General features: G+C 70.7%; 20 protein-coding genes and 1 tRNA gene. 12 read left to right on the top strand and 9 right to left on the bottom strand.

What is annotated here, in order from left to right:
* The first annotated feature begins 251 nt into the window (after nt 1–251).
* From DVK07_RS01850 to DVK07_RS01860, 3 genes are all read left to right on the top strand, one after another.
* On the top strand, nt 252–842 hold the full coding sequence (locus DVK07_RS01850) for a 50S ribosomal protein L15e (protein ID WP_121595451.1): 591 nt from the start codon (nt 252–254) through the stop codon (nt 840–842).
* 125 nt (nt 843–967) lie between these two features.
* A complete protein-coding gene (locus DVK07_RS01855; RefSeq protein ID WP_121595452.1) occupies nt 968–2,338 on the top strand; it encodes a hypothetical protein in 1,371 nt (456 codons plus the stop codon).
* A gap of 67 nt (nt 2,339–2,405) precedes the next feature.
* Nucleotides 2,406–3,218 carry a molybdopterin-synthase adenylyltransferase MoeB gene (locus tag DVK07_RS01860; RefSeq protein ID WP_121595453.1) on the top strand — a complete coding sequence of 271 codons (813 nt, stop codon included), beginning with the start codon at nt 2,406–2,408 and terminating at the stop codon, nt 3,216–3,218.
* Nucleotides 3,219–3,236: 18 nt separating this feature from the next.
* Here the strand turns inward: DVK07_RS01860 and DVK07_RS01865 are convergent, their stop codons facing one another.
* Nucleotides 3,237–3,635 carry a zinc ribbon domain-containing protein gene (locus DVK07_RS01865; protein WP_121595454.1) on the bottom strand — a complete coding sequence of 133 codons (399 nt, stop codon included), beginning with the start codon at nt 3,633–3,635 and terminating at the stop codon, nt 3,237–3,239.
* Nucleotides 3,636–3,818: 183 nt separating this feature from the next.
* On the opposite strand from DVK07_RS01865, the gene DVK07_RS01870 reads away from it, so the two are divergent.
* The 6 genes from DVK07_RS01870 to DVK07_RS01895 all read left to right on the top strand — a co-directional run bounded on the left by DVK07_RS01870 (nt 3,819) and on the right by DVK07_RS01895 (nt 9,760).
* A complete protein-coding gene (locus DVK07_RS01870) occupies nt 3,819–4,199 on the top strand; it encodes a RidA family protein (protein ID WP_121595455.1) in 381 nt (126 codons plus the stop codon).
* Nucleotides 4,200–4,499: a hypothetical protein gene (locus tag DVK07_RS01875; protein WP_121595456.1), complete on the top strand. Its 300-nt coding sequence runs from the start codon at nt 4,200–4,202 to the stop codon at nt 4,497–4,499.
* Between the two features lie 27 nt (nt 4,500–4,526).
* Nucleotides 4,527–4,608, top strand: a tRNA-Ser gene (locus tag DVK07_RS01880).
* A gap of 689 nt (nt 4,609–5,297) precedes the next feature.
* Nucleotides 5,298–5,480, top strand: a complete 183-nt coding sequence (locus tag DVK07_RS01885; RefSeq protein WP_121595457.1) for a hypothetical protein — start codon at nt 5,298–5,300, stop codon at nt 5,478–5,480.
* Between the two features lie 102 nt (nt 5,481–5,582).
* Entirely contained in the window at nt 5,583–8,180 is a 2,598-nt protein-coding gene (locus tag DVK07_RS01890; protein WP_121595458.1) for a DNA topoisomerase, read from the top strand.
* A gap of 53 nt (nt 8,181–8,233) precedes the next feature.
* Nucleotides 8,234–9,760, top strand: a complete 1,527-nt coding sequence (locus tag DVK07_RS01895) for an ATP-binding protein (protein WP_121595459.1) — start codon at nt 8,234–8,236, stop codon at nt 9,758–9,760.
* A gap of 21 nt (nt 9,761–9,781) precedes the next feature.
* Here the strand turns inward: DVK07_RS01895 and DVK07_RS01900 are convergent, their stop codons facing one another.
* From DVK07_RS01900 to DVK07_RS01920, 5 genes are all read right to left on the bottom strand, one after another.
* A complete protein-coding gene (locus DVK07_RS01900) occupies nt 9,782–10,150 on the bottom strand; it encodes a DUF192 domain-containing protein (protein ID WP_121595460.1) in 369 nt (122 codons plus the stop codon).
* Nucleotides 10,151–10,224: 74 nt separating this feature from the next.
* Entirely contained in the window at nt 10,225–10,479 is a 255-nt protein-coding gene (locus DVK07_RS01905; protein ID WP_121595461.1) for a glutathione S-transferase N-terminal domain-containing protein, read from the bottom strand.
* A 212-nt stretch (nt 10,480–10,691) separates the two neighbouring features.
* Nucleotides 10,692–12,338 carry a thermosome subunit beta gene (thsB, locus tag DVK07_RS01910; RefSeq protein ID WP_121595577.1) on the bottom strand — a complete coding sequence of 549 codons (1,647 nt, stop codon included), beginning with the start codon at nt 12,336–12,338 and terminating at the stop codon, nt 10,692–10,694.
* Nucleotides 12,339–12,553: 215 nt separating this feature from the next.
* Entirely contained in the window at nt 12,554–13,078 is a 525-nt protein-coding gene (locus DVK07_RS01915) for a copper resistance protein CopD (RefSeq protein WP_121595462.1), read from the bottom strand.
* A gap of 69 nt (nt 13,079–13,147) precedes the next feature.
* On the bottom strand, nt 13,148–13,690 hold the full coding sequence (locus tag DVK07_RS01920; protein WP_121595463.1) for a hypothetical protein: 543 nt from the start codon (nt 13,688–13,690) through the stop codon (nt 13,148–13,150).
* Between the two features lie 143 nt (nt 13,691–13,833).
* Here DVK07_RS01920 and DVK07_RS01925 point away from each other — a divergent pair, with 143 nt between their 5' ends.
* The 3 genes from DVK07_RS01925 to pheA all read left to right on the top strand — a co-directional run bounded on the left by DVK07_RS01925 (nt 13,834) and on the right by pheA (nt 16,790).
* Nucleotides 13,834–14,703 (top strand): CbiX/SirB N-terminal domain-containing protein, encoded by an 870-nt coding sequence (locus tag DVK07_RS01925; RefSeq protein WP_121595464.1) that lies wholly within the window; start codon nt 13,834–13,836, stop codon nt 14,701–14,703.
* Between the two features lie 2 nt (nt 14,704–14,705).
* On the top strand, nt 14,706–15,899 hold the full coding sequence (locus DVK07_RS01930) for a DR2241 family protein (protein ID WP_121595465.1): 1,194 nt from the start codon (nt 14,706–14,708) through the stop codon (nt 15,897–15,899).
* Nucleotides 15,900–15,983: 84 nt separating this feature from the next.
* Nucleotides 15,984–16,790, top strand: a complete 807-nt coding sequence (gene pheA / locus DVK07_RS01935; RefSeq protein WP_121595466.1) for a prephenate dehydratase — start codon at nt 15,984–15,986, stop codon at nt 16,788–16,790.
* Between the two features lie 474 nt (nt 16,791–17,264).
* Here pheA and cysS read toward each other — a convergent pair whose 3' ends face one another.
* The 3 genes from cysS to DVK07_RS01950 form a co-directional block, all read right to left on the bottom strand.
* A complete protein-coding gene (gene cysS / locus DVK07_RS01940; RefSeq protein ID WP_121595467.1) occupies nt 17,265–18,761 on the bottom strand; it encodes a cysteine--tRNA ligase in 1,497 nt (498 codons plus the stop codon).
* A gap of 637 nt (nt 18,762–19,398) precedes the next feature.
* A complete protein-coding gene (ilvA, locus tag DVK07_RS01945; protein WP_121595468.1) occupies nt 19,399–20,661 on the bottom strand; it encodes a threonine ammonia-lyase in 1,263 nt (420 codons plus the stop codon).
* Nucleotides 20,662–20,736: 75 nt separating this feature from the next.
* Nucleotides 20,737–22,122 carry a deoxyribodipyrimidine photo-lyase gene (locus DVK07_RS01950; protein WP_121595469.1) on the bottom strand — a complete coding sequence of 462 codons (1,386 nt, stop codon included), beginning with the start codon at nt 22,120–22,122 and terminating at the stop codon, nt 20,737–20,739.
* Between the last annotated feature and the right edge of the window lie 62 nt (nt 22,123–22,184).

Here is a 22,184-nt window from a genome sequence, read left to right on the forward strand (position 1 = left end):
CATCGATACAAGTGAACTTTAATCGATCGACGCGCGGCGGTCCGGAGTCGGCGGGCCGGTCCATTGTCATCATCTCCCACGCGATCCGCGGAGCGAAGCGGTTAAGGGCGGACCGCGGGTATTTACGCCAACTCGCTGGTGCGGACACAGCGGGCACTCGCCGCCGGGAACGTCGGTTCGGCCGACGCGCGCCCGGGACGAGACGACATGTGGCCCCTCGCGGCTGAATCGCAACCGTCCGCGGACACACAATGGCACGAAGCTTCTACTCGCACATCAAGGAGGCGTGGCGGTCCCCCAAGGAGGGGAAACTGGCTGAGCTGCAGTGGCAGCGCAAACAGGAGTGGCGCGACCAGGGCGCCATCGAGCGCATCGAGCGCCCCACCCGGCTGGACAAGGCCCGCGAACTGGGCTACAAGGCCAAGCAGGGCGTGGTCGTCGCCCGCGTGAGCGTCCGGAAGGGCGGCTCGCGCAAGCAGCGCTTCAAGGCGGGCCGCCGCTCGAAGCGCCAGGGCGTCAACCGCGTCTCGCGGCGCAAGTCGATCCAGCGCATCGCCGAGGAGCGCGCCTCGCGGAAGTACCGCAACCTCCGCGTGCTCAACTCCTACTGGGTCGGTGAGGACGGCTCCCAGAAGTGGCACGAGGTCATCCTCGTGGACCCCGCCCACCCCGCGATCGAGAACGACGACGAGCTGAACTGGATCTGCTCGGACGACCACAAGGGCCGCGCGTACCGCGGCCTCACCTCCGCCGGCACCAAGGGCCGCGGCCAGCGCAAGCGCGGCAAGGGCACCGAGAAGACGCGCCCGAGCGTCACCTCGAACGACCGACAGGGCAAGTAGCGCCCTCGACCGCTCCGACGTTTTACTCGCGGTCCGCTTCCCGGTGAGCGGTCGCTCTGTCTCTCCTCGACGCAAGAGCAAAGAGACCGCGTCACATACTACCAATAGTACGTGGCGATCGCCAAGTGACCGCGAGCAGCCCCATCCCCCTCGACGCGTTTGCGACCGAACTCCAGTCGCTCGACAGCGACGCCTTCGCGGCGCTCGTCGGCGAGACGTACGCGGCCACCGCCGACGGCGTCGAGGTCGACGCGCCGCGCGTCAGGGTGTCGGAGGGGGACCGCCGGACCGAACTGCTCGCCGTCGCGGCCGGAGAGCGAGACGTGCCCGACGACGCCGTCGACGCCGTCGTCGTCGCGATCGACTCGCTCGACGACCTCGGTTCCGAACTCGACGCCGAGGTCGTCGCCCCGGCGGACCTCCGAGAACGCCTCCTCTACGCCGTCCCGCCCGCGGAGGCGAACGCGATCGCCGACCGACTCCTCGGCGTCCCGGTCCGGTCCGAAGCGTACGACGGCGCGGTCGCGTCCGACACCGACGCGGCGGACGGCGACGGAGTGACCGATGCCGACGGCGACGGGTCGGACGGCGACGGAACGGCGGCCGACGACGACGGCGCGGCGACGGGCGCCGTCGCGTCGGGCGTGTCGGGAGGCGATACCGCTCCTCCGCCCATCGACCGGACCGCAGGCGACTCGGCCGGCGATTCGCGGACTCTCGACCGACCGAGCGACGCCCCCGCCCCGTCCGCTCCGAGCGGCGAGGCGACGGAAACCGAGTCCGCCACCGGAGACGCGCGGAGCGATCGGCGCTCCCCGCGGACCGTCCTCGCGGCCGTCGCCGTCGTCGCGCTCCTCGTCGCGGCGGCGGGAGCCGGGTTCGCCGCCGGCACCGCGGGGGTCGGGGGCTTGCCGGGGATCGCTGGCGTCGGGGACGGCGGACCGACCGACCCGGCGGCGACGGATTCGGACGGGACCGGGCCGACGAACGGCAGCGACGACGGGAGCGAGGCGTCGGCCGCGGACGACGACGCCGGGAACACCGTCTCGGTCGCGGACGGCGATCCGACCGGCGAGGCCGAGCGGAACACCGCCCTCGCGCCCACCTGCGAGCGGTCCGCGCTTCAGGTCGTCCAGATCCAGATGAACGCGCTCCGCTACAACGACAACGCGACGAACGACGGCATCCGGACCCTGCGGGCGTTCGCGTCGCCGGACAACAGGGACCTGGTCGGCTCCATCGGGCAGTACGTCGAACTGTTCGAGACGCCGCGGTACGCGCCGATGCTCACGTACGACACCGCCCAGTACTCGGTGCCGGAGGTAGCCGACGACGCCGCTTACGTCGAGGTCGTCACACGGGAGAACGGCAGCGTCACCGGGCGGTACGAGTTCCGGCTCGTCCGCGTCGGCGGCGGGAGCGGGGAGACGGACACCTCTCTCGGCGACGTGGACGACTGCTGGATGACCGACGCCGTGGCGGCGTCGACGGAGTGAGGCGGGGCGGGGCGCGGGGCGGCGCCTCGGGAACACGATTATATCCGCGCCGGCACTGGGCTCGGGCATGAGCCTCTCGCTCGACGCGACCCAACTCGACCGCTACTCCCGGCACGTCATCCTCGACGACGTCGGCCCGGAGGGGCAAAAGCGGCTGCTCGACGCCCGCGTCCTCGTCGTCGGCGCGGGCGGGCTCGGCGCGCCGGCGATCCAGTACCTCGCGGCCGCGGGCGTCGGGACGATCGGGATCGTCGACGACGACGTCGTCGAGCGTTCGAACCTCCAGCGACAGGTGATCCACGGCGACGGCGACGTGGGCCGCAAGAAGGTCGACTCGGCGGCCGACTTCGTGGCCGACCTCAACCCTGACGTCGACGTCGAGCGCCACGAGCTGCGGCTCGACGCGGGCAACGCCCGCGAGCTGATCGCGGACCACGACGTCGTCGTCGACTGCTCGGACAACTTCGCCACCCGCTACGTGGTGAACGACGCCGCTCGGATCGAGGGGGTACCGGTGTCGCACGGCGCCATCTACAAGTTCGAGGGGCAGGTGACGACGCTCTCGCCGGACGGGCCCTGCTACCGCTGCCTGTTCCCCGAGCCGCCGGAGCCGGGGACGGTGCCCGACTGCGCCAGCACGGGCGTCCTCGGCGTCCTCCCCGGGACGGTGGGATGCCTCCAGGCGACGGAGACCGTGAAGCTGATCATGGACGTGGGCGAGCCGCTCGTCGGCCGGATGCTGTTCTACGACGCGATGGACCTCTCGTTCGAGACGGTGCCGTACGCGCGTAACCCCGACTGCCCGGTGTGCGGCGACGACGGCATCGACACCATCGAGGGGATCGACTACGCGGCCGGCTGCCGGATCGACGCGGCTTGATTCGGCAGCGGGACCGCCCTACAGCGACCGGTCGGCCATCGCGGTCCCCGCCGTGACGCCCGCCTCCTCGTCGACGAACCCCGACCGGACGCACCAGCGGCAGTACTGATATCCCGCCCGGTTCTCCGCGCCGCAGTGCCGGCAGACGACCGTCTCGCCGTCGGCGCTGAGTGGCGGGGGATCGTCCTCGTCGTCGGGCTGCCCGGTTTCGCCCGCCGGGTCGGCGTCCGAGTCGCCGTCGAGCACGAGCGTCGGCCCGACCTCGGCGCCCTCGCCGTCCGACGACCGGGTCGCGGCCGAACCGAGCAGCTCCGCGGGGTCGCGGCTCCGCCGGACGAGGAACCACGTCACCGCGAGGTTGAGCGCCGCCACGCCGACGAACACCGCGGCGAGCGGAAGGAGCTGGTCTCCCGTCATGTGTGTACTGTTACCATCCCAGCGCTTTGTGTCTGACGGTGGGACAGGTCGATCGGCGCGGAGGGGTCGATCGGTGCGGAGGGGTCGATCGGCGCGGTGGGGTCGATCGGCGCGGTGCGGTCGCTCGACCGAGTCGGGCGGCTCCAGAGTACTCTTGAGGCCGCCGGTCGAAGGCGCACCCGCATGAAGGAGACCATCCACACGGACGATGCCCCGGCGGCGGTGGGCGCGTACAGCCAGGCGACGACCGACGGCGACCTCGTGTTCACGGCCGGGCAGATCCCGCTGACGCCCGAGGGCGACCTGCTCGACGACGCGTCGATCGCGGACCAGACGGAGCAGGCGCTCGACAACCTCCTCGCGGTGTTAGAGGAGGCGGGCGCCGGCCCCGAGGACGTGCTGAAGACGACGGTGTTCATGGCCGACATCGACGACTTCGACGAGATGAACGAGACGTACGCCGACTACTTCGACGAGTCGCCGCCAGCCCGCTCCGCGGTTCAGGCCGGCGCGCTCCCGAAGGGCGCCGGCGTCGAGATCGAGGCGGTCGCCGTCGTCGAGTAGATGGCCGACGGCGAGGGCGGATCCGGGCCGGGGAGCCAGTCGGACGTCGCGACCGACGGGTCCGTCCCCGGGCCCGGCGCGGCGGCCACCCCGCGCGCCAGAGCGCGCTCGGCGGCGCTGTGGGGGATCGTCGGCGGGTTCGCCTTCTTGGTGCTCGCGCAGGGGTATCGGCTCCTCGGTCCCGGGTCGCTGCCGGTCGGTCTCGGCGGGTTGGCCCTCGTCGCGGTCGCGGTGGCGGTCGCGTCGGCCGGTATCACGTACCTCGCCGAGGCCCGGGTGCGTGCGAAAAGAAGGACTTAACAGTCGCACCGGATTATCTCCGCGTGAGCCAGGATGGCCGAGTGGTAAGGCGCACGCCTGGAAAGCGTGTTCCCATCCGGGATCGGGGGTTCAAATCCCTCTCCTGGCGTTTTCGACGAACGACACGGCGAGCGTAGCGAGCCGTTCGTCGAAAACCGAGACTGAGGGATTTGAACCAGGGAGTGAAGCGAACGAAGTGAGCGGAACGACTGAGGTTCAAATCCCTCTCCTGGCGTTCTGTCGACGCCGACTACGAGCGAGGAGCGACGGCGACGAGCGAGTTCGGCGTCGACGCTCCTGTCTAACTGCCTATTTATAAGAGACCGAGCGACGTCGCTGGTGATTATTTATAAGCAGTTGACTACGGGTCGGCGGCGAACACCGCCAAAGCCCCAACCGTGAGGAGTTCGGACGCTCGCTGTGCTCCTCGCTCAGTCGCTCCGCTCCTTCGCTGCGGTGCTTGCGTCGCCTCCGAACTCCTCACGGTTGCCCCTTTGAGTCCCGCCCCGCACAGCGACCGCACCTCACGCCTCCCCAGCCTCGTCAGTCGCCTCCGCTTCGCTCCGGCGACTGACTCCCTCGCGCGGGCGGTTCGCGGCCTATCGGCCGCTCACCGGCACGCGCCACCGCCTCGTTTATTTATAAGTAATCGTCGCTGCCGGCTGTCGATATTTAAATATTCAGCTGTCGTCGTCGTCGGGCTGCGCTGCTTCGACGGCGTCCGCTCCCGCCGCTCGCGGATACGTCCGCACACCGACACAAGACTCATAAGTGTGGGTGTAATTGACACGGGTGACGATGCCAGACACGAAATCGGGCCGCGAGCGGAAAGGGAGGAACAAGCGCCGCCAACTCGAGAACCACCTCGCACGGCGCGAACTCGACGCGGACGACGAACCGCCGGAACCGTACGGTGAGGTCGCGGACGCGGAGGTAACCGACGCGGAGTTCCTCGCCGAGTCCGACGACGCGGCCCGGTGACGGTCGCGCTCCGATTCGTTTTCTGAGGCCGCCCGCCCCCGAGCCTGCCCGCAATCTCGCGTCGCGAAAGCTTTAGACCCGGGAGCGGCGTATCTCGGCGCAATGAGTCGCGGCCCCGAGCTGATAATCACGGAGAAGGACAACGCGGCGCGGCGCATCGCCGACATCCTGAGCGGCGAGTCCGCGACCGCGGAGCGGATGAACGACGTCAACGTCTACGAGTGGGGCGGCAAGCGGTGTATCGGGCTCTCCGGCCACGTCGTCGGCGTCGATTTCCCCGCCGAGTACAACGACTGGCGCGACGTGGAGCCGGTCGAGCTCATCGACGCGCCCGTCACGAAGACGCCGACGCAGGAGGGGATCGTCGCCGCGCTGCGCCGGCTCGCGCGCAACGCCTCCCGCGTCGTCATCGCGACCGACTACGACCGCGAGGGCGAGCTGATCGGCAAGGAGGCGTACGAGCTCGTCCGCGAGGTGAACGAGGACGTGCCCGTCGACCGCGTGCGCTTCTCCTCGATCACGGAAAACGAGGTGCAGGAGGCGTTCGCGAACCCCGACGACCTCGACTTCGAGCTGGCGGCCGCGGGCGAGGCCCGACAGACGATCGACCTCACGTGGGGCGCGGCGCTCACCCGGTTCCTCTCTTTGTCCGCCCGACAGATGGGCGACGACTTCATCTCCGTGGGCCGGGTCCAAGGCCCCACGCTTAAGCTCATCGTCGACCGGGAGCGCGAGATTCAGGCGTTCGACCCCGAGTCCTACTGGGAGCTGACGGGCGAGTTAGCGAAGTCGGGCGGCGACCCGTTCGAGGCGCGCTACTTCTACCTGAACGACGAGGGCAACGAGCGCGAGCGCGTCTGGAACGAGGCGGTCGCGGAGGTGCTCACCGAGGCGCTCGCCGCCGCCGACGGGGCGACCGTCGACGACGTCACGCGCCGGACGCAGACCGACGACCCGCCGACGCCGTTCAACACCACCGCGTTCATCCGCGCGGCGGGGTCGCTCGGCTACTCCGCGCAGCGCGCCATGTCGCTCGCGGAGGACCTGTACACCGCCGGCTACGTCACCTACCCCCGGACCGACAACACGGTGTACCCGGACGACTTAGAGCCCGAGGAGCTGATCGAGGAGCTCTCGGCGGCCTCGACGTTCGGGACCGACGCCGCGAGCCTGCTCGACGAGGACCGCGAGATCGAGCCGACCGAGGGCGACGAGGAGACGACCGACCACCCGCCGATCCACCCGACCGGCGAGCTCCCCGCGGCCTCGGACCTCTCCGACGACGAGTGGGAGGTGTACGAGCTGATCGTCCGCCGGTTCCTCGCCACCTGCGCCGACCCCGCGACGTGGGAGCGCCTGCGCGTGGTCACCTTGGCGAACGGCGAGGCGACGCCGATCGCCGAGGGCGCGGACGGCCTCGCTGCGCTCCGAAATCCGGAGGACGCGGCGAAGCCGGCCGACCTCGTCGCGGACGGCGGCCTGCGCCTGAAGGCCAACGGGAAGCGGCTGCTGGAGGCCGGCTACCACGACGTCTACCCGTACCGCTCCAGCGACGAGCGGATCGTGCCGGACGTCGAGGTCGGCGAGACGCTGTCGCTGTCGGACCGCGCCACGGAGGGCAAGGAGACGCAACCCCCCCGCCGCTACGGCCAGTCGCGGCTCATCGAAGAGATGGAGAAGCGCCAGCTGGGGACGAAGGCGACCCGCCACCGGACGATCGAGAAGCTGTACGACCGCAACTACGTCGAGAGCGACCCGCCCCGGCCGACCCGGCTCGCGGAGGCGGTCGTCGAGGCCGCCGAGGAGTTCGCCGACCGGATCGTGAGCGAGGAGATGACCGCCCAGCTCGAAGAAGACATGGCGGCTATCGCGGCCGGCGAGAAGGAGTACGACGAGGTGACGGCCGCGTCCCGAGACCTCCTCTCGCGGGTGTTCGACGACCTCACGGAGTCGCGCGAGGCGGTCGGCGACCACCTCCAGAACTCGCTGAAGGCGGACAAGACGCTCGGCCCGTGCCCGGAGTGCGGCGCGGACCTCCTCGTCCGGAAGTCGCGACAGGGGTCGTACTTCGTCGGCTGCGACGGCTACCCCGACTGCGAGTACACCCTGCCGCTCCCCTCGACCGGGAAGCCGCTCATCCTCGACGAGACCTGCGAGGACCACGACCTCCGCCACGTGAAGATGCTCGCCGGCCGGAAGACGTTCGTCCACGGCTGCCCGCAGTGTAAGGCCGACGAGGCCGACGAGCAGGAGGACGAGGTGATCGGCGTCTGTCCCGACTGTGGCGAGGAACACGGGGGCGACCTCGCGATCAAGCGCCTCCGCTCCGGCTCCCGGCTCGTCGGCTGTACGCGCTACCCCGACTGCGACTACTCGCTGCCGCTCCCCCGCCGCGGCGAGATCGAGGTCACCGACGAGACCTGCGAGGAGCACGACCTCCCCCACCTCCGCGTCCACTCCGGCGACGAGCCGTGGGAGCTCGGCTGCCCGATCTGTAACTACCGCGAGTTCACGGCCCGGGAGGAGGGGTCGGAGCTTCAGGCCGTCGAGGGGATCGGCGAGAAGACCGCGGCGAAGCTACAGGACGCGGGCGTCGACGGCGTCGACGAGCTCAAGTCCGCCGATCCGGACGACCTCGCGAGCGACGTCGACGGCGTCGGGCCCGACACCGTCCGCGACTGGCAGGCGAAGGCCGACTGACCAATACCTAAACCCACAGACAATTAAACGCGGGGCGCGTCGTGGGTCGGTAGATGGGAGACCGCGACGCCGGTCCGCCGAGCGACGATCGACCGTCGTCGAGCGGGAGCGCCGCGAGCGGGATCCTCCGGGCGTTCGTCGAGGCGGTTCCGACGCCGACGCTCGTCTGCGACCCGGACACGCTGGCGATCCGCGCCGCGAACGCGCCGGCGGCCGACCTCCTCGGACACGACCGCGGCACGCTGACGCTGATGGGCCTCCCGGACCTCGGCGAGACCGACGTCACGGCCGCCGACGAGTCCGTCGCGGACGTCGCTGCCTCGGCCGCTGGGACGGACGCTGAGGGGGGCGACGGTGGCGTCCGTCGGTTCGAGTGGGACGTCCGGCTGGGCGATCCCGGCCTCCGGGTCGACGCGGCGCTCCGCGCGGCGACGATCGCGGGCGAAGAGTGGCTCGTCGTCGGGCTCTCGGACGTCACGGGCCGCGTCGCCGCCGAGAGTGAGCGCGACGGCGAGCGCCGCCTCGTCGACGCGCTCGCCGAGACCGTCCCGCTCGCGCTGTTCCGCTGTACCGAGGAGGGGACGCTCTCGCGGTGGAACGGTCGCCTGTCGTCGGACACCGGGTACGAGCCGGAATCGCTCTCGGGGCGAGCGCTCACCTCGCTGTTCGGCGAGGAGACGAGCGGCCTCGTGAGCGACTCCCTCTCCAGGGTGTACCGCGAGGGGGAACCCGCCTCCTGCGAGGCGCAGCTGCTCACCCGCTCCGGCGAGCGCGTCCCGTACCGACTCTCGCTCGGGCCCGTCACCGACGGCGACCGGGTCGTGGGCGCGGTCGGCGTCGGCGAGGACCTCACCGAGGCGTCGCTCCGGGAGGAGCGGCTCGCGGTGTTGACCCGCGTGTTACGGCACAACTTCCGGAACGACCTCAACGTGGTCACGGGGTTCACCGGGCGGGCGATCGAGGCTGTCGACGACCCCGACCTCGTCACTGAACTCGAACGGGTCGTCGACACCGCCGAGCGGCTGCTGCGCCTCGGCGAGACCTCGCGGAAGGTGGAGCGACTGCTCTCCCAGCGCCCCTCGCCGCGGCCGGTCGCGCTCGCGCCCGCTGTCGACGCGGCGCTCGAATCGCTCGACCCGGCGGTCCGCGCTCGGGCCGCCGTCGAGGTCGACGTCCCCGAGGACCTCGCGGTCTCGGCGGTCGCGTTCCTCCCCGAGGCGATCACCGAGCTCGTCGACAACGCGGTCCGCCACAACGACGCCGACGCCCCCCGAGTCAGGATCTCGGCCGCGGAGCTGCCCAGCGAGTCGTGGACCTCGCTCGTCGTCGCCGACGACGGGCCGGGGATCCCGCCCGCCGAGCGGGCCGTCCTCACCGGCGAGGAGACGCCGCTCGAACACGCGAGCGGACTCGGCCTCTGGTACGTGAACTGGATCGTCACCGCGGGCGGCGGAAGCCTCGACATCGCCGAGAGCAAGGCCGGCGGCAGCCGGATCGAGCTGTCGCTGCGCGCCGCCGAGGGGGACCCGCCGGAGGACGCGGAGCTGTTTACCCTTGACGACGTCGAAGGCAGCACGTAGGATGGGTCGCGCGGCGCCCGGTCACTCCACCAGCCGCAGTTCGTCGCCGACCGCCACCGACTCCGCCACGCCCGCCGGCAGCTCGACGACGGTGTCGGCGCGGCCGCGACCCAGTCCGACGAACGGCGCGAGCCGCTTTTTCGCCGTCACCTCGCCGTCGGCGAGCCACACCGCGTCGATCGCGAACGGGACGAACAGCATGTGGAGCCACTGCGTGTCGGCCTCGTCGAACGGGAATACCAGACCGTAGTCGTCGGGGATCGAACGCCGGAACATCAGGCCTCGAGCCTGTTCGAGCGTCGAGCGCGCGACCTCGACGTCGCTCGCGAGGACGGTCTCGCCTCCGTTGCGTCCCGACTCCGGACTGTGGACGAGTCGCACAGCCGCCATCTCGCCGCGGGCGGATAAATAGCCTCTCGTTCGGTCGGCGTCGGCTCAGCTCGCGCCGCCGATCGCGTCGGCGCTTAGCTCGCGCTCCCGTACGTCTCCTCGAGGTACTCGACGATGTCGTCGCTCTCGGGCATCCCCTCGACCCCGTGCTCCTCGTCGACGAGGACGGGGACGCCGGTCTGTCCGGAGACCTCCTCGACCTCCGTGCGCTCGCCGTGCGAGCGCGGCACCATCACGGAGTCGTACTCCAGATCGAGGTCTGCGAGCTTCGTCTTGACCTTCGCGCAGTACGGACAGCCTTCGAGCTCGTAGAGCGTTAGGTTCGCCATCACCGCCGTATAGGGGATGGACCCGTAAAGAGGTGCGGCCGCAGATGCGTCCGGCACGCACGGGCGGCCGGGAGCGCCCGGGTCGCGTACTCGGGTCTGGCGGACGCTATCGGACGGTGCGCGAAAACGGGGGAAAATCGGAGCGTTCGAACGGGGCGGTCGTCGAAGCGGTCGCGGTCGGCGTGGGTGGGGTGGTTCCTACGGAACCTCGCTTACATCGCACCGCCCATGCCGCCCATGCCGCCCATACCGCCGCCGGGGGCGCCGCCCTCGTCGTCGCCGCCCGACGTCGAGAGGTCGCCCGCCGAGATGATGTCGTCGATTTTCAGCACGAGGTTCGCCGCCTCGGCCGCGGACGAGATCGCCTGCTCCTTCGCGTGCGCCGTCTCGACGACGCCCGCGTCGGCCGTGTTGACGACCTCGCCGGCGAACACGTCGAGCCCGGCGTTCTGGTCGCCCGCCTCGTGGGCCGCGCGCAGGTCGACCAGCAGGTCGATCGCGTCGAGGCCCGCGTTCTCGGCGAGCACGCGCGGGATCAGTTCGAGGGAGTCGGCGAACGCCTCGACGGCGAGCTGCTCGCGCCCCTCGACGGAGTCGGCGTAGTCGCGCAGGCGGCGCGCGATCTCGACCTCGACCGCGCCGCCGCCGGGCAGGGTGCGCCCGTCGGAGACGGTCGTCGAGACGACGTCGAGCGCGTCCTGAATGCCGCGTTCGAGCTCGTCGACGACGTGGTCGGTGGTGCCGTACAGGAGGAGCGTGACGCCGTGGGCGTCCTCGCCCTCGACGTAGAACAGCTCCTCGTCGTCGTCGCGCTCGATCGAGCCGACCGCGAGGTCGTCGGCGGAAAGCGAGTCGAGGTCGGTGACGATCGGCGCGCCGAGGACGTTCTTCAGGAACGTCAGGTCGGACTTCTTCGTGCGGCGGACCGCCAGAATGCCCTCCTTCGCGAGGTAGTGCTGCGCGAGGTCGTCGATGCCCTTCTGACAGAAGACGACGTCGGCGCCCGAGTCGACGATCTGATCGACCTTCTCGCGGAGCTGCTCTTCCTCCTGGTCGAGGAACTTCTGGAGCTGGTCCGGGGAGTCGACGTTGACCGAGGTGTCGACGTCCGCCTCCTCGACCTCGATGGGGTCGTTGAGGAGGAGGACGTTCGCGTCCTCGAAGTCGGTCGGCATGTCCTCGTGGACCGGGTCCTTGTCGATCGCCGCACCGGTGAGCAGGCGGGACTCGCCCGCCGCGCGGCCGGTGCGCGTCTCGATGTTGAGGTTCGCGAGGTCGACCACGTGGGAGCCGTCGTCGGCCTCGACGGTGACGCCCTGTACCGCGCGGACGACGAGGTCGGCGAGCACGTCCTTGTCGAGCTCGGCGCCCTTGCCCGTCATCGACGTCTCGGCGACGTTACGCAGCGTCTCCGTGTCGTCGGGGTCGACGGCGGTCGCGACCTCGTCGACCTGCTCGCGGGCGTACTCGCTCGCGAGGTTGAACCCCTTGATCACCGCGGTCGGGTGGATATCCTGTTCGAGGAGGTCCTCGGCGTTCTTCAGCAGCTCGCCCGCGATGGCGACCGCGCTGGTCGTCCCGTCGCCGGCCTCGTCCTCCTGGGTCTCGGCGACCTCGACGACCATCTCGGCGGTCGGGTTGTCGATGTCCATCTCCTGGAGGATGGTGACGCCGTCGTTGGTGATGGTGACGTCGCCCATCGAGTTGACGAGCATCTTGTCCATCCCCTTCGGTCCGAGCGTCGAGCGGACGGACTCGGCGACGCCGCGCGCCGCGGAGATGTTGTACTCCTGTGCGTCCTTGTCCTGGACGCGCTGGGCGTCCTCGCCCATGATGATCATCGGCTGGCCCTGCTGCATTCGCTGACTCATACAGCGTTTGATTGATTGTGATTCTATATAAACCTCTCGGTGAGGGGCGGCCGGACGCGCTCGGCCGTCGCCGGCAGCTCTCGACGAAAACCACGCGACTCCGCGGCTATCGGTTCCAATTCATGCGGGGAGTTAGCATTGATCTCTCTCGGTTCGCGAACGCCGTTTCGCCCTCATTTATATACTTCTTCGGCAGCGGCTCGTCACCCCGGGATCCCGCCGGCGAGGAGCGCGGCGTCGACGAGCAGCAGAACGGCGAGGCCGCCGCTCGCCAGCAGGTAGGGTCGGGCGACGGACGCCAGTCGGGCGGACCCGGGGACGCCGCCGACCCCGGCGAGCGCGTCGACCGGGAACCCCTCGGCCATGTAGCGTCCCCAGCCGAGGTCGGGGTCGATCTCGCGGCGCATCCGGAGGACCCCGAGTTCGACGAGTCCATTCATGACGCCCCACAGCGACAGCATCGCGAGGACGGCCCACCCTCGGCCGGTCGTCGCGAGGGCCTCCAGCGGCGTGTACAGCCGCCAGACCATGTACGCGCCGGTGACCGGGAGGATCACGCCGGTCCAGCGCGTGACCATGAGGAGCCGGTGCGCGGCGTCGACGAACGCGGCGCGGCCGAGCGTCCCGTCGGTCGCCCGCGGTAGGGTCGCGTAGACGACGTACAGCGTCGCGCCGGTCCACAGCGCCCCGGAGAGCACGTGGAGGACGAAGGCGGTCGTGAGCAACACGCGATCGGCTGGGAGCGAGAGGGGCAAAAAGGCCGTCCCGGACAGGATCGGTCCGGTCGCGGCGGGCGGTCAGTTCTCCTCGACCGGCACCGCCTCCAGCGCCGCCTCAACCACCCGCACCGCGTTCGCTCCGTCGCGCCGGGAGACGACGCAGACGAGCGCGTCGCCCGCCACCCCCGCGGCCGCGACCTCCACGTCCGCGGCGGCGAGCCGGCCGAGCGCGTCCGCCAGCGCCGCGCCGTCGACGTCGCCGGTCGCGAGGATCGCCGTGCGGTCGCCGCCCTCGACGACCGCCGCGTCGCCGACGCGGAGGAGGGGGCCGGCGTCGGTCTCGTCGCGCCCCGCTCCGTCGTTCGTCGTGGTCCCGTCGTCGACCACGTCTACCCCGCTCCGCATGGTGACGCTCGCGGTCCGGGACTCGGTCTCGTACGGCGGGAGGTCCTCCCGGAAGCGGCGGAGCGCGGCCGCGACCGCGTCCGGGTCGCCGTCGAGGTCGGCCCGCTCGGCGAGCCACGTCGCCGCGGCGCTGTGGTTCACCAGTCCGGCGCGGAGCGCGTCGCGGACGAACGGGCGCGCTCTGACCGCCTCCCGCGTCTCGGCTGCCAGCGACATGCGCGGGGCTGCGCGTCGGGCGGGCAAGATCGTTTCGGTCGGGCGTTCGCCGGAACGCGCGGATCGCTCGCCGGCGACGGACCGAGTTCCCGCCGCCTCGCAGCCTCCGAAGTCCCTAAGAGCGGCGCGGCCCCAGATCGGGTATGCAGTCGCTCGTCATCGTCGCGCACGGCTCCCACCTCAACCCCGAGTCGAGCGCGCCGACGTACGACCACGCCGACACGATCCGCGCCACCGGTGCCTTCGACGAGGTCCGCACCGGGTTCTGGAAGGAGGAACCGCACTTCCGAGAGGTGCTCCGCACCGTCGAGGGCGACGAGATATACGTCGTCCCGCTGTTCGTCTCGGAGGGGTACTTCACCGAGCAGGTGATCCCCCGCGAGCTCCGGCTCGCCGGGTGGGACGTCTCGGAGTGGGACTCCGACGGCCTCTCCGCCGATCAGGCCACCCTCGTCGCCGAGGACATCGACCGCGAGGTCCACTACTGCGGCCCGGTCGGGACCCACCGCGCGATGACCGACGTGATCGTCCGGCGCGCCGAGTCGGTCACGGACGACCCCGACGTGGGCGAGGGGTTCGGGCTCGCGGTCGTCGGCCACGGCACCGAGCGCAACGAGAACTCCGCGAAGGCGATCGAGTACCACGCCGACCGGATCGCCGAGCGCGACCGCTTCGACGAGGTGAAGGCGCTGTACATGGACGAGGACCCCGAGGTCGACGACCTCCCCGAGCACTTCGAAAGCGACGACGTCGTCCTCGTTCCCCTCTTCATCGCCGACGGCTACCACACCCAGGAGGACATCCCGGAGGACGTGGGGCTCTGCGAGGACCACACCGAGGGGTACGACGTGCCCGAGACGGTCGACGGCACCCGGATCTGGTACGCGGGCGCCGTGGGGACGGAGCCGCTCATGGCCGACGTGGTCTTGGAGCGCGCGGCCGACGCCGGCGCCGACCTCGGGACCGCGCTCGACGACGTGCGCGAGACGACCCGCGTCGCCACGGGGGACTGAGCGTGGCGGAACCCACCTCCGACGCGACCGACGAGGGCGAGGCGAGCGGCGACGCCCCCGAGACCGACCCGGAAGCCCCCGAGATCGACCTCCCGGCCGACGCCTTCGACGCGGTCCTCGACGCGCTCGACGACCGTGACCCGGGCGAGCCCCTCCGGTTCGAGGGGTTCAGCGTGGAGCGCGACGACGAGGGGGAGTACGTCCTCGCCGACGGTGACAGTTCGACCCCCCTCGACGAGCGCGACCTCCACGAGGAACTGTCGGAGCGCGCCCCGGCGGTCACGGACTGGTACGCCTTCGAGCGCGTCGTCGGGGAGTTCGGGCCGCGCCGCGCCTTCCTCCGCTGGATCGAGGACGCCGACGGCGAGACCGTGGCGACCCGGTACGCGGCCCTCGCCGAGGGAATCGAGCGCGCGTGGGGTGAACTGAAGATTACGGCGACGGTCACCGACCGCGGCGAGCGCCGCTACGACGTGCGCCACGCCGACGACGCCGGCGTTCCGGTCGACGAGTTGGAGGCTCACGAGGACCCGCTCGACGCGCGCAAGCTGGTCACGTACGACGAGAAGGGTCGGTACCGGCCGCTCAAGACGGCGCCGTCGCTGGCCGGCGGCTGGGTGTTCCCCGATCTGGGCCCGCGCGACCTCTACGAGACGGTGGAGACGATCTACCCGGCGACGGTCGCCAACTGGCACCGCGAGCGCGAGGGCGGGCTCGACGTGACCCACTGGCGCGAGACGATGGAGCGCCAGTCGGGCATCTACGGCGTCGTGAAGACGTGGGACCGCGGCGAGGGCCACGAACACGTCAACTGGGTCGCGGAGGCGTGCTGCGACGACTCCCAGTGCCTGAAGCGCCGCGAGTGGGAGTACGACGACGAGACGGACCTCGACGTCGACGGCGGCGACGGCGCCTTCCCCTGCCGCGAGCCCTGCTCCGTGGTCGTGTCGGCCGCGCGCAAGTGGACGCGGCTGGAGAGTGAACAGCCCCGCACCTACGAGTTCGACCTGACCCCGAGCGAGAAGGAACAGGTCGAGGCGATCATCGACGCGGTCGCGGACGGTCGGATCGACGAGATCCGCGAGGCCGACACGAAGGAGGGCGCGAACCGCTACCGGACGCGCTTCCTCCGGGCGAAGCTGTTCGACGACGAGGGGAACCTCGGCGGCGTCCCGACCGAGCCGGACGAGGAGTGACCGCCGCGGAGGTTCCGCCGACGCGCTCCGGAAACATCGCCGCGCCCCGCAGGCTTTTCTCACCGCCCCCGGTACGGTGGGGTAATGAACGCCGTCACGCTGGGCCCCGCCGGCACGTACTCGCACCGCGCCGCGCGCGCCGTCGCCGCCGAGGTGTCGTTCCGGGAATCGGTCACGGACATCGTCGACGCCGTCGCGAGCGGCGAGTTCGAGCGGGGGGTCGTCCCCATCGAGAACAGCATCGAGGGCTCCGTCACGGAGAGCCTCGACGCGCTCGCCGACTACGACGTGGCGGTGACCCGCGAGGTCGTCACGCCGATCCGGCACGCTCTCCTCGCGCAGGACGACTCCTTCGAGGTCGTCGCGAGCCACTCGCAGGCGCTCGCGCAGTGTCGCAACTGGCTCGAGGCCAACTACCCGGACGCCGGCCTCGAAGCGGTCGCCTCCACCGCCCGCGGGGTCGAGCGCGCCCGCGAGGACGCCCGCGTCGCCGGGATCGGCCACCCCGACAACGCCGGCGACGACCTCGACATCCTCGCGGCGGACATCCAGGACCGCACCTCCAACGCGACGCGTTTCCTCGTCGTCGCGCCCGAATCCGCGCGCTCCGACGCCGGCGGCAAGACGACCCTGATCGTCTACCCGAACGCGAACTACCCCGGCCTCCTGCTCGAACTGCTGGAGGCGTTCGCCGACCGCAACCTCAACCTCTCGCGGATCGAGTCGCGCCCGAGCGGCGAGCGCCTCGGCGACTACCTGTTCCACTTCGACGTGGACGCCGGCCTCTACGAGGACCACATGGCGAAGGCGGTCGAGGACGTCGAGGCCATCGCGGACAACGGCTGGGTCAAGGTGCTCGGGTCATACGACACCGAACACGTACTCGACTGAAGCCTGAGCCACGGAAGGCGGCGACTCGACACCGCCGATCCGATATTTAAATGGACAGCTCCGACGATGGCGTCCATTTATAAATGGACGCGGCGGTGCGGTGGCGCGCGCCTCCGAGCGGCCGCCTTCGGCGGCCGTGAGGAGCGCGTGCGAGGGAGTCAGCCGGCCGGAGCGAAGCGGAGGCCGGCTGACGAGGCTGGGGAGGCGTGAGGCGCGGTTGCGGTGCGGTGCGGTGCGGGGCGGGACTCAAAGAGGCAGCCGCGAGGGCGACGTAGGCGACGCAAGCACTGGAACGAGGGAGCGAACGGAGTGAGCGACCGAGTGAAGCGCGCAGCGAGCGTACGTCGCCCTCGCGGCTGGGGCTTTGGAGGCGTTCGCGGTGGATCCGTCAGCAGCAGTTTATAAGCGAACGGCCGCGATTTTCGCTACTGTCACCGCACCGACGACCTCGCCGGCGAAGCACGAAGTTCCGTATTACTCGAATCGGTACGTCGCGCCGTCCGGGCCGTCCTCGATCTCGACGCCGACCTCGCGGAGCGCGTCCCGCAGCTCGTCGGCGCGCTCGTAGTTGCCGGCCTCGCGCTCGGCCTCACGCACGTCCAAGACGAGCTCGACCAGCTCGCCGGCGAGGTCCACGTCGCCGTCGCTGGCCGACTCGAACTGGAGCCCGAGCACGTCGCCGCCCAGTTCCTCGAACGCCTCGACCGCCTCGCGGAGGCCGCGGTAGTCGTAGGCGGCGTCGCTGTTGGCGTCGGCGTTGACCGCGTCGACGTGGCGGTTCACCGCGTCGGTGAGGTCCAAGAGCGCGGCGGTCGCCTCCCGGAGGTTGAGGTCGTCGTTCATCGCGGTCGCGAACTCGTCGCGCGCGGTCGCGACCGCCTCGCGGAGGTCGTCGTCCGCCGCCTTCGCGCGGGCGTCGGTCGAGTCGAGCGCGTCGACCGCTCGGTCGTAGGTGCGCGAGAGGCGCTCCCAGCGCTCCTCGGCCTCGGCGATCGTCTCCTCGGTGAGCGCCTGCTCGGAGCGGTAGGCGGCGCCGGCGTAGAAGGTCCGGACGACGTTGACGCCGAGTTCGTCGAGGGCGTCCGGCACGGTCCAGAAGTTGCCGATCGAGGAGGACATCTTCTCGCCGTCCATCTCTAAGAGCCCGACGTGGAGCCAGTGGCGCGCGAACGCCTCGCCGGTCGCGGCCTCCGACTGCGCGATCTCGTTCTCGTGGTGCGGGAAGACGAGGTCGCGGCCGCCCATGTGGATGTCGAGCGTCTCCCCGAGGTGCGCCGTCGACATCGCCGAGCACTCGACGTGCCAGCCCGGGCGCCCCTCGCTCCACGGCGATTCCCACGTCTCGCCGCTCGGCGTCTCGGCGCCGTGGTCGTGTTTGGCGTGCTCGCGCGCCGCGGCCTCGCTCACGCCGTCCGCCTTCCAGAGGGCGAAGTCAGCGGGGTTGCGCTTCTCCGAGCGCTCGTCCGGCTCGCCCTGCGCTTCGAGCGCGTCGAGGTCCTGATTCGAAAGCTTCCCGTACCCGTCGAAGCTCGTCACGTCGAAGTAGACGGAGCCGTTCGCCTCGTAGGCGTACCCCTTCTCGATCAGCGTCTCCGTCAGGTCGACGATCTCCGGGACGTGCTCGGTGACGCGGGGGTACACCTCGGCGCGCTTGAGGTTCAGCCCGCGCATCGCGTCGAAGACGCTCGCCGTGAACGTCTCGGCCACGTCGCGCTCGGCGGCCCACTCGTCGCGCTCGCCGACGCGGGCCGTGATCTTCTCGTTGACGTCGGTGACGTTCTCGACGTGGCGAACGTCGTACCCCTCGTGTTCGAGCCACCGGTGGAGGACGTCGGCGTGGAACCACAGCCGGGCGTGGCCGAGGTGGGGGTCGTCCGACACCGTCAGGCCGCAGACGTACAGCGTGACGTCGCCGTCGGCCGTGAACTCGACGCGCTCGTCTTCCAAGGTGTCGGTGACGACGAGACTCATTACGACGTGGTTGCCGGGGTGCGCGTTTTAAATCGTCGGATCGAGCGAGACGACGAGGACGACTAATCTTCCGACGGTTCGACCGTTCGCGAGTGAATCGTCGGTGTTGACGCCGGACCGGTGACGGACTCCGCCGAATCTCCAGTCGATCACTTATAAATGGTTAACCGCGGATCGGCGGCGAACACCACCAAAGCCCCAGTCGCTCGCTTATAAATGGTTAACCGCGGATCGGCGGCGAACACTGCCAAAGCCCCAGCCGCTCGCTTATAAAAGACCGACCGCGGATCGGCGGCGAACACCTCCAAAGCCCCAGCCGCTCGCTTATAAATGGTTAACCGCAGATCGGCGGCGAACACCGCCAAAGCCCCAGCCGCGAGGCGGGCGCACGCTCGCTGCGCTCCTCGGTCGCTCACTTCGTTCGCTCCCTGCGGTGCTTGTGTCGCCTGCGCCCGCCTCGCGGCTGCCCCTTTGAGTCCCGCCCGCGACCGCACCGCAGCCTCACACCTCCCCAACCTCGTCAGTCGCCGTCGCTTCGCTCCGGCGACTGACTCCCTCGCGCGTGCTGCTCGGCCGCGAGGCGGCCTCGCAGGCACGCGCCACCGCAGTTCTATTTATAAATCACCGATCCCGCCTCTCACCCCTCCCGCGTCGTCCACGCCACCTCGTACCCCGCTTCGCGCACCGCGTTCAGGACGCGATCGACGTGCGCGGGGCCGTTCGTCTCCACCTTGAACACGAGGTCGGCGTCGCCCACCGGCAGGTCCGGGCGGCTGCGCTCGTGGCGCACCGTCCGGATGTTCGCGCGCTCCCCGCCGATCAGGGTGGCTATCTCGCCCATCGTCCCGGGCGTGTCGTCGATGCGGACGGAGAGCTCGATCAGCTGGCCGCGGTCGACGAGCGCGTGGGTCACCACTTCCTTCAGCGTCGTCACGTCGATGTTGCCGCCACAGAGCAGGGAGACGACGGTGTCGCCCGCGAGGTCGAGGTCGGCGACCGCGTCGTCGTTCAGCAGGGCGGCAGCGGCGGTCGCGCCCGCGCCCTCGACCATCTGCTTCGCGCGCTCCAAGATCAGCAGGATCGCGCTCGCCACGTCGTCGTCGCTCACGACGACCACGCTATCGAGGTGTTCGTCGAGCAGGCCGAAGGTGAGCTCGCTCAGCCCGCCGGTCGCGATCCCGTCCGCGATCGTATCGGGCTCGTCGCGCGTCACGAGCTCGCCGGCCGCGAGGTTCTCCGAGAGCGTGGAGGCGCCCTCCGTCTGGACCCCTACCACGCGCGTCTCGGGCGAGCGCGCCTTCACCGCGGTCGCGACGCCGCCGGCGAGCCCGCCGCCGCCCACGGGGACGAGGACGGTGTCGGCGTCGGGGACCTGATCGAGCACCTCCAGGCCGAGCGTCCCCTGGCCGGCGACTACGTCCGGGTCGTCGAACGCGTGGACGAACCGCGTCCCGGGGTCGTCGGTCAGCGTCCGCGCGTGCTCCATCGCCTCGGGGAACGCGCTCCCGCGGAGGACCACCTCGGCGCCGTACGCGCGGGTGGCCTCGATCTTCGCCGCCGGCGCCGACTCCGGCATCACGATCGTCGCGTCGATCCCGGCGTCGGCGGCCGCCAGCGCCACCCCCTGGGCGTGGTTACCCGCGCTCGCGGCCACGACGCGCTCGATCACGGGCTCGTCGCTCCCCTCGCCCGAGCCGGCGACCGCCCGCGAGATCGCGTTGTACGCGCCGCGCGTCTTGAACGAGCCGGTGCGCTGGAGGTGCTCCATCTTGAGGCGCACGTCGGCCCCGCACCGCTCGCTCAGCGACCGGCTCCGCTCGACGGGCGTGCGCTGGACGATATCGGTGCCGGCGAGCCGCTCGGCGGCGGCCTCGACGTCGTCGATCGTGACTGGGGACATGCCGGCGGTGTTCGCCCGGTCGCGTGATAAGAACTCGGATACGGAACCCCGTTCCCGCCTCGATCCGCGCCCCGCTCAGCGCTTCCCGAGCGCCTCTTCGAAGACGCGCTGCGCCCGTTCGTACCCCTCGTTCCGGTCGACGATCGGGTGCGGGTAGTCGGGCGCCAGCTCCTCGCGTTCCGTCCGCGAGAGCGTCGGCCAGTCGACGACCTTCCCGGCCGGCACGTCCGCCAGTTCGGGGACGTACGCCTTCACGAAGCGCGCGTCCGCGTCGTATTTGCTCATCTGGCTCACCGGATCGAAGATCCGCACGTCGACGGAGTCGGTGCCCGTCGAGGCGGTCCACTGCCAGGCGCCGTGGTTCGAGGCGTAGTCGTGGTCGATCAGCTGCTTGGTGAAGTAGCGCGCGCCGCGCCGCCAGTCGATCAGGAGGTGTTTCGTCAGGAAGCTCGCGACGACCTGCCGCGGGCGGTTGTGGACGTACCCCTCCTCGTTCAGCTGCCGCATCCCGGCGTCGACGAGCGGGTAGCCGGTCTCGCCTCGGCACCACGCCTCGAAGTCCGCGTCCGACTCTCGCCACGCGATCTCGTTCGGAAACGACACGTAGTTCGAGACGGCGAGGTCGGGGTTGTAGTACAGCAGGTGGTACATCTGCTCGCGCCACGACAGCTCGTACCGGTACTTGTCGACGTTGCGGCGCTCGCCGCCGGTCGCGGCGTCGTAGGCGTCGTTCGCGTCCGCCCACACCTCCCGGATCCCGACCGCGCCGGTCGCGAGGTACGGCGACATCCGGGAGACCGCGTGCGTCGGGGCCTCGACGGCCCGGGCGAGGTCGTCGCGGGTGTCGTTGTACGAGGCGATCCCGTTGTCGAGGAACTCGTCGAAGCGCTCGCGCGCGGCCTCGTACCCCGCGTCCGGGAGGTCGATGTCGGCGTCGGGCTCGGGGACCGTCTTCCCGTCGCGCACGTCGGCGAGGTCGTCGGGCTCCGGCTCCGCGTACGGTCCGCGCTTCGGCACCGCCTCCCAGTCGTCGTGAAACCGGCTGTGGTTCGGGTAGCGCTCCTCCAATCGGCCGGGGTCCACTAACACGAGGTCGGTCCGCGACTCCGTCTCGACGCCCGCGCCGGCGAGCGCGTCCTCGACCGCGCGCTGCCGGTTCCGGCGGGCGGGCCGGTAGTGGTCGTTGTAGTACACCGTCTCCGCGTCGTACTCCGCGGCGAGGTCGACGAGGACATCCTCCGGGTCGCCCGCGCGGACGAACAGGTCGCTTCCGAGTTCACGGTACCGCGCCTCCAAGTCCTTCACGTTGCGGAGGAACAGGGCGCGCTGACGCGCGCCGACCGTCGCGAGCAGGTCGGAATCGTACACGAACGCCGGCACGACTTCCCCGTCTCGGGCCGCGGCGGCGAGCCCGGCGTTGTCCCGGGTCCGCGCGTCGCCTCGGTGCCAGAACAGGCGCATACGATCGTCTGGGGCGCCAGCGGATAGTGTCTGTCGCCCGCCCACGCCTGCCTCACGGCGTC

Origin of the sequence: Halorubrum sp. Atlit-26R (genome assembly GCF_003666015.1) — an archaeon.
Lineage (GTDB): Archaea > Halobacteriota > Halobacteria > Halobacteriales > Haloferacaceae > Halorubrum.